This is a genomic window from Ruegeria sp. TASC047 (assembly GCF_059612445.1).
In genome coordinates this window covers 456486-469180 of the sequence record NZ_JBXWQP010000019.1, presented here as the reverse complement: position 1 = coordinate 469180, position 12695 = coordinate 456486, and the positions used below count along the sequence as shown (strand labels likewise).

Here is a 12695-nt window from a genome sequence, read left to right as displayed (position 1 = left end):
AAGGTTAATCCTCAACATGTCCGAACAGGTCGTCACACGTTTTGCCCCATCGCCCACAGGTTTTCTGCACATCGGTGGCGCGCGCACCGCATTGTTCAACTGGCTTTACGCCCGCGGACGTGGTGGAAAGTTCCTGCTGCGGATCGAAGACACCGACCGGGAACGCTCGACCCCCGAGGCGACCGCCGCGATCCTTCAGGGCATGGAATGGCTGGGACTGGACCATGATGGCGATGTAATCAGCCAGTTCGAAGGAGCTGCCCGGCATGCTGAAGTCGCGCACCAGCTTCTGGCCGAGGGAAAGGCATATAAATGCTTCTCGACGCAGGACGAAATTGCCGCCTTTCGGGAACAGGCACGGGCCGAGGGCAAGTCGACCCTGTTCCGCAGCCCCTGGCGTGACGCTGATCCTTCAGCACATCCCGACCTGCCATTTGTCGTTCGCATCAAGGCTCCGCAAGACGGCACAACAGTGATCCGCGATCAGGTTCAGGGCAACGTGACCATTCGCAACGACCAACTGGATGACATGGTTTTGCTGCGTTCCGACGGGACACCGGTCTACATGCTGGCGGTGGTGGTCGACGATCATGATATGGGTGTTACCCATGTCATTCGCGGCGACGATCACCTCAATAACGCGGCGCGCCAGATGATGATTTACGAGGCGATGGGCTGGGATGTTCCGGTCTGGGCCCATATTCCGCTGATCCACGGGCCAGAAGGTAAGAAACTGTCCAAACGCCATGGCGCGCTTGGCGCGCAGGAATATCAGGCCATGGGCTATCCCGCCGCTGGAATGCGCAACTATCTGGCCCGCTTGGGCTGGAGTCATGGTGACGATGAATTCTTTACGGATGCACAGGCAAAGGACTGGTTTGATCTGAACGGCATCGGCAAAAGCCCTGCCCGGTTTGATCTGAAAAAATTGGAAAACCTGTGTGGTCAACACATCGCCATCTCTGATGATGCTGCGCTGCGGCGTGAAATCGAAGCGTACTTGGCCGCAGCCGCTTTACCGCCCCTGACAGATTCACAATCCAGTGATTTGGAACGTGCGATGTATTGCCTCAAGGATCGGGCGCGGACTTTTCCTGAACTCCTTGAAAAGGCTCATTTTGTTCTGACAGAACGCCCGATTGCTCCCGACGGGAAAGCGGCAAAGGCGCTGGCATCTGTATCCGACGGTATACTGGGAGAATTGACGCCGCAGCTGCAAAATGCTAGCTGGTCTCGGAACGAACTGGAGGAGACCCTGAATTCCTTTGCCGAGACAAAGGAGCTCACGTTCGGCAAGCTGGCTGGCCCGCTCAGGGCCGCGTTGGCGGGTCGGGCCGTCACGCCTTCGGTTTTTGACATGATGCTTGTGCTGGGACGGGATGAAACCCTGGCGCGGCTTTCAGAAGCAGCGAAGTAACCCGAATTTCATAAACGGGTAACGCTGCTCCGCTAACACCCGGACTGCGCCAAAGCGCGCAGTCGTTGCCCGCACTGCCCGAGGTTTCTTTGGCGTGCGCATGAATGAAGAAGGGATAACCATGACTGACAGCAACAAAACAGCCACTCTGACCGTTCACGGCAAAGAGTATGAGTTGCCGGTTCATTCCCCGACCGCCGGTCCGGATATCATTGATATTCGAAAGCTTTACGGTCAGGCAGGTGTATTCACCTATGACCCCGGTTTCACTTCGACAGCAAGCTGCGACAGCACCATAACCTTTATCGATGGTGAAAAAGGCGAGTTGCTGCACCGCGGCTATCCAATCGACCAACTGGCCGAAAAATCGCACTTTCTTGAGGTCTGCTACCTTCTGCTCTACGGAGAGCTGCCGGTCGCAAAAGATCTGGAGAAATTCGAAACCACAATCACCCGCCACACCATGCTGCATGAGCAGATGCAGTATTTCTACCGTGGTTTCCGCCGCGACGCGCACCCGATGGCCATCATGGTCGGTGTTGTCGGCGCGATGTCGGCCTTCTATCACGATTCGACCGATATCGCGGACCCGCACCAGCGCGAGGTCGCATCGCATCGCCTGATCGCCAAAATGCCGACAATCGCAGCATGGGCTTTCAAATACCACACAGGGCAGCCCTTCGTGTATCCGCGCAATGACTTGGATTATGCGTCGAACTTCCTGCGCATGTGTTTCAGCGTTCCCGCCGAAGAATATGAGGTCAACCCGATCCTCAGCCGCGCGATGGACCGTATCTTCACGCTTCACGCGGACCACGAGCAGAATGCGTCAACGTCTACCGTGCGTTTGGCATCCTCATCGGGCGCAAATCCGTTTGCATGCATCGCCGCCGGCATTGCCTGCTTGTGGGGACCGTCCCATGGTGGCGCCAACCAGGCATGTCTGGAGATGTTGGAAGAGATCGGTACCGTTGATCGCATTCCCGAATTTATCGCCCGCGCCAAAGACAAGAACGACCCGTTCCGCCTGATGGGCTTTGGCCACCGCGTGTACAAAAACTTTGACCCACGGGCCAAGGTGATGAAGCAGTCGGCCGACGAGGTTCTGGATCTTCTGGGCATTGAAGACAACCCGAAACTGCAGGTCGCTAAAGAGCTGGAACGCGAAGCGCTGGAAGACCCGTATTTCGCCGACAAAAAGCTGTTCCCGAACGTTGACTTCTATTCGGGCATCATCCTCGAGGCGATGGGTTTCCCGACCTCAATGTTCACACCAATCTTCGCACTTTCACGGACCGTTGGCTGGGTAAGCCAGTGGAAAGAGATGATTGAAGATCCACAGAACAAGATCGGCCGTCCGCGTCAGCTGTATCTGGGTGAGACGCTGCGCGACTACGTAGACATCGAAAACCGCTGAGCCGTTTGAGTTCGCAATCAATCCAGAAGGCCCCGGTTAAACCGGGGTCTTTTGCTTTCGTTACTGAAGCAGCGGACGGTTCGGCGTTTGGTTTCAGAACAAGCTCATTTGATCCCCGGGTTGCGGCGGAACTGCAAACCGGTCGCATCGTAACGGAGCGGATTTGATCGAAAGCCCCAGTCTTTTGCAGGTTTTAGCAAACCTCAGGGCGATGAGCTCGGCGTATTCCCCCTCACCCCGCATCCTGTGCCCCCAGCGTGGATCATAGTCGCGCCCGCCATGCATTTCACGCAGCTTGGACATGACCTTTTCTGCACGGGCGGGTTCGTGTTCTGCCAGCCAGTCCTGCCAAAGCTGAGTGACTTCGCGGGGCAATCGCAACATGATCCAGCTTGCCGCATCTGCGCCCGCCTCTTTTCCAGCGTCCAACAGGCTCTCCAACTCATGATCTGTCAGCCCAGGCACAATAGGCGAGGTCATTACGCGAACCGGAACGCCCGCATCGATCAACGCTTTGATCGTCTGCAACCGACGCGCCGGAGACGGTGCGCGAGGCTCCATCCGCCGGGACAGACCTGCATCCAGCGTGGTGAGAGATATACCAACCCGCGCCAATCCCCGGCTAGCCATGTCAGCCAGAATATCCAGATCACGCTCGATCAATGTTCCTTTGGTCACGATTGCGACCGGGTGGTTGAATTCTTGCAAGACCTCAAGGCACGACCTTGTAATCAGGAGGTTTTTTTCGATGGGCTGGTAAGGGTCAGTGTTTGTCCCGATCGCGAGCGTGGCGACCTTGTAGGACTTCGCCGACAGTTCCTTGCGCAGAACAACTCTCATGTTAGGGCGCGCAATAAGGCGGGTTTCGAAATCCAATCCTGCGGACAAGCCAAGATAGGCGTGGCTTGGCCGGGCGAAACAATAGACACAGCCATGCTCACACCCCCGATATGGGTTGATCGAACGATCAAAAGGCAAATCAGGTGAACGGTTAAAGGTGATAGCACTGCGCGCCACCTCATCCCGCGTCTCGGTTCGCAAGGGCGGCAACTCTTCATCGATGTCCCACCCGTCATCAACAGCTTGTGTTGCAAACCGTTCAAACCGCCCGGTCGTATTGGACGTCACCTCCCTTGCTTTGATGATATGCCCAATGCTCAACGCACTTGTGTTCCCTTTTTGTTCCTATCGCACGATAAGCCTGAAACGAATCCTGTGCAAGCCAGCACCGCGAAGAAACCGGGAAGCATTGATGAAAAATAAACAGGATAATATTGCAGACTTTTCAATCGAGCCGGTGCCATTTTTGGCATATAGGTCGGTCCCGAAACGACCAACGTCGCAATCGTCACAGTCAGAATGCGACGTTTTGGCCAAAACGGAAAAAATGCCACCACGGGCCGATGGCCCGCCCAGCACAGGGAATACCCCATGTCCGACGAAGAAGATATCGTCCTGTCCGAACTGAATGATGACGAACTGGTCGATCAGATGTTCGACGATCTCTATGACGGATTGAAAGAAGAGATCGAAGAAGGCACCAATATCCTGCTGGAACGCGGATGGACGCCGTATGACATCCTGACCAAAGCTCTGGTTGGCGGCATGACCATTGTGGGCCATGACTTCCGCGACGGCATTCTGTTCGTTCCCGAGGTTCTGCTGGCAGCCAACGCGATGAAAGGCGGCATGTCGATCCTCAAGCCGCTGCTGGCCGAAACCGGTGCTCCGCGTGTTGGCAAGATGGTCATCGGCACCGTGAAGGGTGACATCCACGATATCGGCAAGAACCTTGTGTCGATGATGATGGAAGGTGCAGGATTCGAAGTTGTCGATCTGGGAATCAACAACCCGGTCGAGAATTACCTGGAAGCACTGGAAACGGAACAGCCAGACATTTTGGGTATGTCCGCCCTGCTGACCACCACGATGCCCTACATGAAAGTCGTTATCGACACTCTGGTCGAACAGGGCGTGCGCGACGATTACATTGTTCTGGTCGGTGGCGCGCCGCTGAACGAAGAGTTCGGTAAAGCCATCGGTGCAGACGCCTACTGCCGTGACGCTGCGGTTGCAGTGGAAACCGCCAAGGATTTCGTGGGCCGCAAGCACAACCAACTGGCTGGCTAAGACCTTTAAGGTTTTTCTTAAAAGGCCGCCCGTTTCGGGCGGTCTTTTTCGTTTTAGCGCTCCGCCCCTTCATGAGGTGTATCGTTTATCCGTTTGTAAACGAAAGTGCGGTTAAAAACCGAAACGTCCAAGTTTCGGGGGTTCCGTGCCGCAGTCTTTCACAGCCATTTCGTTGGGCAAACTTGCCGATATCGATATCGCCGAGGGCAATAATGTCGCCGAAAACGCCTCTGCCCTGGTTGGGCAAACCTTCGGTCACGCGGACGCGCCGTTGGCGCATAACAGCGTGACGTGGAACGTGGTTGGAAACTCCGGCTCTGCCTATGACATGAACAACATGTCTGCCAATGATCGGTTTTCGATCGACGGCGGCGCGCCGCAAACCTTTGATGGCACATCAGTGTACCACGCCACCGTCACTTATTTCGACGGCACAAGTGCAAACATTACTGCCGTTGTCGCGCAGGATGTGGATGGCAACACATATTTGGTGCCTGAGTTCTCGGCCAATGCAGATCAAGCCGCTCTGGAAGCGGGGCCTATACATTCGATCACCTTCAACAGCCTTGCTGGCAATCGATATTCAGGCATGGTGTCCAGCCGTGAAGACTGGGACCTGGTCCCCTGCTTTACCTCTGGCACGCTGATCAGAACCCGCAAAGGGGAACGCCCAGTGGAAACGCTGCGCCCCGGCGCCTGGGTGGAAACCCTTGATCACGGGTTTCAAACGGTGCGCTGGGTCGGGCAGCGGCGGGTTCAGGCGGTTGGCGCGTTCGCGCCGGTCCTGTTCAAGGCAGGCGCGCTTGGGAACACCCGCGATCTGCTGGTGTCGCAACAACACAGGATGCTGATCCAGAGCTGGCGCCTGGAACTGCATACCGGCCAAAACGAAGCACTGGCCCCCGCCAAACACCTGATCAACGGACATGACATCATCCTCAAACCCGGCGGGGTCGTAACCTACATTCACATTCTGTTTGATCAGCATGAGCTGCTCTGGTCGGAAGGCTGCCTGAGCGAGAGCTTTCATCCCGGCGCCCAAAGCTGGAACGCCCTTGAACAGTCAGCCCAACAAGAGATCCTGTCCTTGTTCCCCGAGATATCAAAGCAAGGTACTGTCGCCTACGGCCCACCCGCTCGGCCTCTGTTATCGGCATTCGAAACACGAACGTCGGCAGCCTGACAAGAGATGTCGGAAGAAGGCTTGCCTGCAAGCTGTTTTCATTCTCTTGTGCCATGAGCCCATAAGGATGCCGATCCATGCCAAGCGATACGTTACCAGATGATGCAAGCCTGACGACCAAAGGTTATGACGGCGTGGAAAACGCAAGCATCCTGCTGATCGCCTGCGGGGCGCTTGCTCGCGAAATTCTGGATATCAAAACGCGCAACGGCTGGGATCACATGGCGCTGACCTGCCTGCCTGCAATCCTGCATGTTCACCCGGAACGGATCACACAAGCAGTTGAAGACAGCGTGGCCAAACACCGCGGCAGGTTCGAAAAAATCTATGTGGTTTACGCCGATTGCGGAACCGGAGGTCTGCTGCAATCCGCCTGCGATAAACTGGGTGTCGAGCTGGTAAAAGGCCCTCATTGCTATTCGTTCTTCGAAGGCAATCAGGCCTTTCAGGAACGCGGCGAGGACGAAACAACTGCCTTCTACCTTACTGACTTTCTGGCCCGCCAGTTCGACGCATTTGTCTGGAAACCACTGGGCCTGGATCGCCACCCGGAACTGCGGGACATGTATTTCGGCAATTACACCAAACTGATTTATCAGGCCCAGATCGACGATCCGAAACTGACCGAACGCGCACGGGAATGCGCGGATCGCATGGGATTGGCGTTCGAACGGCGTTTCACCGGCTACGGCGATCTGGAAACCACTTTGTCAGACTGGGCAAACCGCCCCGAGTGACCTCAGGCGTTTTCCTGCGCGACCTGGCGGATGCGTTCGATCATGGCCCGCAGTCCATTGGACCGCTGCGCTGAAAGATGGTCGTTCAAGCCCAATCGGGCCAGTTCCGCTGCCGCATCGACCTGCTGCACCTCGGACACCGGCAGACCGTTGTATAGGGACCGAAGCACGGCGATCAGCCCGCGAACGATCAGCGCGTCACTGTCACCATCAAACTTGAACACACCTGCTTCGATCATCGGGTGCAGCCAGACCTGACTGGCGCAGCCGTGAACCTTCGTCGCTGGAACCTTCAACGCGTCATCCAAAGGCTCCATCGCCTTGCCCTGTTCGATGACATGGCGATACCGGTCTTCCCAGTCTTCGAGAAACTCGAAATCCTCGACAATGTCTTCAAAGGCGGGCGTGGCCATGGCGCAGTGATCCTTTCGTTAAAATCACAATGTGACCTAAGCCGACGACCCCCTGCTGTCCAGCCCCAGCTGTGGCTTTTCAACGCGAAGAATATACGCTAACCCATTGTCTGAATTCGTGTGAAAAGCAGTGGGTCCATGCAAAAGTCTCTGTCCGTTCTTATCATCGCCATGCTGACCCTGACTGCCTGCGGCAGCTGGCGCGACTCGCGGGTGAATCCGTCAAACTGGTTTGGCTCCAGCAAGTCTGTGAAGTCTGAAACACCGCCGGACCCAAATGCCCCCGATGCGTTGGTTCCCAAGACAAGAGAGGGAAGCGGCCTGTTTTCGCGCCCAGATGCCGAAGACACCAGTGTTCCAATCGCCAAAATCGATGAGCTGCGGATCGAACCAATACCGTCAGGCGCGATCATTTATTCCTCTGGCACCGCGCTTCGGCAGGGTGCCTATAACGCACGCTTGGTTTCGGTTAAATCAGAAGAAAACAAAGAAAAAGGGATTCTGGAATTTGTATTCCGCGTGAACTACCCCAACTCAGAGACCCCGCAAGGATCTGAACGAACAAGAATGGTGTCGGATGCCGTAAATGTTTCGACTCAGGATCTTGAAGGCATTCGCCTGATCCGCGTCGTCGGGCAACAGAACACCTTGGAATCGCGGCGGCGGTAATCGCCGTTAAAGTGAGACGACCTTGACCGCCTGCCCTTTGGCCGCCAGCGCGATTTTCCCCTCGCACAGTTTCAGCGCGTCTTCACCAAAGACTTCGTAACGCCAACCTGACATCGCGGGCAATTCTCGCTCGCCCGCGGCAATCTGGTCCAACTCGGAACTTGTTGCGATCAGCTTGGCCGCAACGCCCGAACTTTCGGTTTTGGATTTCAACAGAACCCGAAGCAAGTCGGCCAAAGCCGGGTTGACCTTCAGGTTGTCACGGGAATTGTCGATCTTCGGCAGATTTTCCTGTGGACAATTTGTGCCCTTCGTCACCGCAGCAAGAATACCTTCGGCAATCGGTCCTTTTCGCGCCTCGCGCAACAAAAGGCGCGATCCACCGAGATCGGCGATTGTCTTGGGCTTGGTCGACGCCAGTTCGATCAAGGCGTCATCCTTGAAGACCCGGTTGCGCGGTACATTATGTTCCTGCGCATACCTTTCGCGGAACTGCGCCAGCTCGCGTACAACAGCCAGGAACTTGGCCGAGTTGGTTCGCGTTTTGACCCGCTTCCACGCCTCTTCGGGGCGAATGTCATACGTGGCAGGCTGCGTCAGCGTACGCAGCTCTTCAGCCACCCAGTGGCTGCGCATCGTCTTTTTGAGTTCCGCAGCAAGATATTCGTAGATCTTGCGAAGATGCGTCACATCCGCCAATGCATATGTTTTCTGCGCCTCCGTCAAAGGACGACGGGACCAATCGGTGAACCGCGACGTCTTGTCGACGCCCTGTTTGCAGATTTTCCGCACCAGCGTCTCATAGCCGACCTGCTCGCCAAACCCGCAGACCATTGCGGCGACCTGTGTGTCGAACAACGGGTTGGGAAAAACACCGGCCTCGACCCAGAAAATCTCAAGATCCTGACGCGCGGCGTGGAACACCTTGACCACGTTCTCGTTTCGGAAAAGCTCATACAGCGGTTCGAGAGACAGGCCATCAACCAGCGGATCAACCAGAACCGCGCTGTCTTCATCATCAGAGGGAAGCGCCAGTTGCACGAGGCACAGTTTCGAATAATAGGTCCGCTCGCGCAGAAACTCGGTATCGACTGTGATATATGGATAGCTTGCGGCCGCCTTGCAGAAATCAGCCAGTTCTTGCGTCGTCGTCAGAGTTTTCATGCGCCGTACTAGTTTTGCTCTTGCTCTTGTGAGTGCCCGTAATTTCCCTCGCCCCCAAGCGATACCGTCGACCATAGGACGATTTTCAGGCGAGTGTAAATCACCCTCGGAACCTCACTGCATGAGAACGGGTGACCTGTTGCCTTCGGCAAAGCGGCGCAGCACCGCTGGATAAAGTTCATGTTCCCGGATCAGAACTTTTGAAGCCAGAGTTTCCGGGGTATCCGCTGGTTCGATATCCACCAGTGCCTGACCCAGAATTGGGCCATCATCCAGCGCCGCCGTCACCTCATGGACCGAGCAGCCATGTTTCGCATCACCCGCTTCAATTGCGCGGGCGTGGGTATGTAACCCCTTGTATTTGGGCAGCAATGAGGGGTGGATGTTCAACATTCGTCCCTGAAAGCGCGTTACGAAATCCGCGGTCAGGACCCGCATGAACCCGGCCAGACAGACAATTTCCGGCCGCGCGTCTTCCAAAGGCTTTAGCAACTCAGCCTCAAAGGCTGCGCGATTGCCGTTGAATGGCCGGTGATCGACCACTGCGGTCGGAATGCCACGGTCCGCAGCTTTTTTCAGCCCACCCGCCTGCGCATCGTTGGACAGGACCAAACAGGGCCGCGCCGGATGATCACCGGTCATGCTGTCGACAAGCGACACCATGTTGGACCCGCCCCCAGAAATCAGGATCGCGACGCGCTTGTGGTTCACAGCAGTTTGCCTGAATAGGCAACTCCGGGCGTTTCGGTGACCGTACCGATCCGCGACACGGTCTCGCCAGCCTCGGCCAGCAAGGTCGAAAGCTGATCGGCCTTATCTGGATCGCACACCATGATCAGACCGATGCCACAGTTGAAGGTCTTGAGCATCTCAGCTTCCGCGATACCGCCAATCTGCGCCATCCAGCTGAAAACAGACGGCAATTGCCAGCTGTCCAGATCAATCTGGCCCCCCAACCCTTCCGGCAATACGCGCGGCAGGTTCTCGGTCAGACCGCCACCGGTGATATGGGCCAGTGCGTGAACTCCACCATCGCGGATCGCGGACAGGGCCGGTTTGACATAAAGGCGCGTTGGCGTAAGCAGCACCTCGCCCAGCGAACCTTCACCAAAGGGGCACGGTGCATCCCAGCCCAGACCAGACAGTTCGACGAGTTTACGTACCAGTGAATACCCGTTGGAATGCACTCCGTTCGAGGCCAGACCAAGCAGCACGTCCCCCGCCTGCACTCCGGAAGGCAGGTCAGCGCCGCGTTCCATTGCCCCGACGGAAAAGCCGGCCAGATCGAAATCGCCATCAGGGTACATGCCGGGCATCTCGGCAGTTTCGCCACCAATCAGAGCACAGCCGGATTGCGCACACCCTTCGGCAATTCCTTCAATGATCCGCGCGGCTGTATCCGTGTCCAGCTTGCCTGTCGCGAAATAGTCGAGAAAAAACAGGGGCTCGGCCCCCTGACAGATCAGGTCATTGACACACATGGCCACCAGATCGATGCCGACCCCGCCCACGACGCCGGTATCGATCGCAATTCGCAGTTTTGTGCCAACCCCGTCCGTGGCACCAACCAGAATGGGATCCTGATACCCGGCAGCCTTCAGGTCGAACAGTGCGCCGAAACCGCCCAGACCGCTCATCACGCCGGGGCGGTTGGTTCGCTTTGCTGCGGGCTTGATCCGGTCAACCAGAGCATTGCCCGCGTCAATATCCACGCCTGCATCGGCATAGGTGATTCCGTTCTTGCCCGCTGTCATGGCCAGTTCCTTTTGAATGCTTTGCGGGCGGGTTATTCGATTGTGGCGTTTGTTGCAACGGTCAGGCTTGACGCGGCTGTTCACCGTGATACGCAATGCGCCTAGGCGGGCCTGTAGCTCAATTGGTTAGAGCAGAGCGCTCATAACGCTTTGGTTGGGGGTTCGAGTCCCTCCGGGCCTACCAAATCACCGCCACGTGCCTTGAACACCCCGCACATCCCACTGGTTTTGTTTGCGTTTTTGAAAACAAGCATTCATCCTGACCTGTGCAACCAGTCCATATGCAGTTCGAATTCAAAGGCATTGGTCCAGTTCGCAGATTTCCAGTTTCGATTTAATCGCCATGGGATGACAGGTCTTGCGGTAAAACCTCCGAAATCACTTCGCGAGAAATCCAGCGCCTCGGCTCAGAGTATCGTCATGTTGGCGCGGCTTTGAACCGGTGAAGGTGTCAGTTTACCGGCCAATTATGATATCGGCGCACAAACCACCCAAGCGTTCACTTTTGGCCAGTCTCAGAGTGCCACCATGGGCGCGCGCAACGTCCGCCACGATCGCCAACCCCAAACCCACGCCACTACCATGATTCTGATTGCGCGCTGGGTCGAGCCGCGTAAAGGGTTTGACCGCCTCTGTGCGCTGCTCTGCGGGAATTCCAGGGCCATCATCTTCAACACGGATGCGCAATGATTTGGTGTTCAGTGACAGGCTGACCTCGGCCCGGCTGCCGTAGCGCACGGCATTGCCGATGAGGTTTTCAACGGCCCGACGAACAGCCATGGGGCGCAGCATTGCCGTTCCCTGCCCCTCGACAGCGACCAGTTCGGCTTGATGCCCGGCTCGTGTCGCGTCATCTACAATCTGTCGAACAAACTCAGCCGGATTGATTTCCTCGGGCGATCCTTCGGACGCCCCGCGTGAGAACTCGAGGAATGCATCAACCAAGGACTGCATTTCCGCAACGTCCTGTAGCAAAGGTCGTGCCTCATCCTCGGGTAACATTGCCAGTCCAAGTTTCAGGCGCGTCAGAGGCGTGCGCAGGTCATGACTGACGCCGGACAACATCAGCGTCCGTTGTTCGATCTGACGTTCGATCCGTGATCGCATATCCAGAAACGCATTCCCCGCCGCGCGTACTTCGATGGCACCGCCCGGCGAGTACGGTACGCTCCGCCCTCGTCCAAACGCCTGCGCCGCATCGGCCAGCCGTGTGATGGGGCGCAACTGGTTTCGCATGTACAGAAATGAAATCGAAGTCATGATGATCGCGAAAAACAGCATCGTCACGATCAACTGATGCGGCGCCGCTGGCGACAATCTGCGCCGGTCGAAGGTCAGTTCCAGCACCCCTAGATGCGTATCCAGGTACAAACGCGCTTCGCGGCTGCTTGGCAACGCAACAGCACTCAGCTCCGGCAACCTTGCACGAAGCTCGGCCTCGACCTGCGGTGCTATGAAGTCGTACCACCGTGGGCGATCTAATTTGGGAGTTTCGTTGGGGGGCAGAAATCTGGCCTGCATTTCCAGCGCCAGAAGATCCGGGCGCACTTCGGCCAAGGCCTGGTGCTGCGTCTCGGCCCTGTCCATCATGGTGGTGATCAGCATCACTTCCCTTGAGGCTGCGCGCGTCATCTGGTCAGTGACGTCTTCCAGGTGCTTTTGAAGAAAGGCGACTCCTACAACCAGCAGCAACGCGATCACAGGAAGAACCAGAATCAGCGCTGCTCGGGCATAAAGGCTGCGTGGCATATAGGGTTTGAGCCAGTGCGTGGACATGCGCTAAACCTAGCGGGCTGCCCGGACAAGAGAAA

General features: G+C 56.7%; 12 protein-coding genes and 1 tRNA gene. 7 read left to right on the top strand and 6 right to left on the bottom strand.

All coding sequences use genetic code 11. The annotated features are described in order from the left end of the window. Positions 1-16: 16 nt before the first annotated feature. Together gltX and gltA are read left to right on the top strand one after the other, a co-directional pair. Complete coding sequence (gltX, locus tag AC2FLO_RS04850; RefSeq protein WP_496811638.1) at positions 17-1417, top strand: glutamate--tRNA ligase; 1401 nt, start codon at positions 17-19, stop codon at positions 1415-1417. A gap of 121 nt (positions 1418-1538) precedes the next feature. Further along, positions 1539-2834, top strand: a complete 1296-nt coding sequence (gene gltA, locus AC2FLO_RS04845; protein WP_496751625.1) for a citrate synthase — start codon at positions 1539-1541, stop codon at positions 2832-2834. 93 nt (positions 2835-2927) lie between these two features. Here gltA and AC2FLO_RS04840 read toward each other — a convergent pair whose 3' ends face one another. Continuing rightward, positions 2928-3995, bottom strand: a complete 1068-nt coding sequence (locus tag AC2FLO_RS04840) for a PA0069 family radical SAM protein (protein WP_496751623.1) — start codon at positions 3993-3995, stop codon at positions 2928-2930. A 270-nt stretch (positions 3996-4265) separates the two neighbouring features. Between AC2FLO_RS04840 and AC2FLO_RS04835 the strand changes: the two genes are divergently transcribed. The 3 genes from AC2FLO_RS04835 (at position 4266) to AC2FLO_RS04825 (ending at position 6884) form a co-directional block, all read left to right on the top strand. Further along, on the top strand, positions 4266-4964 hold the full coding sequence (locus AC2FLO_RS04835; RefSeq protein WP_209503809.1) for a corrinoid protein: 699 nt from the start codon (positions 4266-4268) through the stop codon (positions 4962-4964). Positions 4965-5109: 145 nt separating this feature from the next. Then, on the top strand, positions 5110-6147 hold the full coding sequence (locus AC2FLO_RS04830; protein ID WP_496751620.1) for a Hint domain-containing protein: 1038 nt from the start codon (positions 5110-5112) through the stop codon (positions 6145-6147). Between the two features lie 77 nt (positions 6148-6224). Continuing rightward, the gene (locus tag AC2FLO_RS04825) at positions 6225-6884 is read left to right on the top strand and encodes a DUF1638 domain-containing protein (RefSeq protein ID WP_496751618.1); all 660 of its coding nucleotides are present in this window, start codon (positions 6225-6227) and stop codon (positions 6882-6884) included. A gap of 2 nt (positions 6885-6886) precedes the next feature. Here AC2FLO_RS04825 and AC2FLO_RS04820 read toward each other — a convergent pair whose 3' ends face one another. After that, complete coding sequence (locus AC2FLO_RS04820; protein ID WP_496751616.1) at positions 6887-7297, bottom strand: SufE family protein; 411 nt, start codon at positions 7295-7297, stop codon at positions 6887-6889. A 138-nt stretch (positions 7298-7435) separates the two neighbouring features. On the opposite strand from AC2FLO_RS04820, the gene AC2FLO_RS04815 reads away from it, so the two are divergent. Then, positions 7436-7966 (top strand): hypothetical protein, encoded by a 531-nt coding sequence (locus tag AC2FLO_RS04815; protein ID WP_496751614.1) that lies wholly within the window; start codon positions 7436-7438, stop codon positions 7964-7966. Between the two features lie 6 nt (positions 7967-7972). On the opposite strand, the gene rnd is transcribed toward AC2FLO_RS04815, so the two are convergent. From rnd to purM, 3 genes are all read right to left on the bottom strand, one after another. Further along, positions 7973-9130 (bottom strand): ribonuclease D, encoded by a 1158-nt coding sequence (rnd, locus tag AC2FLO_RS04810; RefSeq protein ID WP_480480756.1) that lies wholly within the window; start codon positions 9128-9130, stop codon positions 7973-7975. 114 nt (positions 9131-9244) lie between these two features. Further along, entirely contained in the window at positions 9245-9841 is a 597-nt protein-coding gene (gene purN / locus AC2FLO_RS04805; protein ID WP_496751612.1) for a phosphoribosylglycinamide formyltransferase, read from the bottom strand. Next, complete coding sequence (gene purM / locus AC2FLO_RS04800) at positions 9838-10884, bottom strand: phosphoribosylformylglycinamidine cyclo-ligase (protein ID WP_496751611.1); 1047 nt, start codon at positions 10882-10884, stop codon at positions 9838-9840. The genes purN and purM overlap by 4 nt, the downstream gene beginning before the upstream one ends. 107 nt (positions 10885-10991) lie before the next feature. Here purM and AC2FLO_RS04795 point away from each other — a divergent pair. Continuing rightward, positions 10992-11068 (top strand) — tRNA-Ile (locus tag AC2FLO_RS04795). 272 nt (positions 11069-11340) lie between these two features. Here AC2FLO_RS04795 and AC2FLO_RS04790 read toward each other — a convergent pair. Continuing rightward, positions 11341-12660 (bottom strand): ATP-binding protein, encoded by a 1320-nt coding sequence (locus tag AC2FLO_RS04790; RefSeq protein WP_496804167.1) that lies wholly within the window; start codon positions 12658-12660, stop codon positions 11341-11343. Positions 12661-12695: the final 35 nt, after the last annotated feature.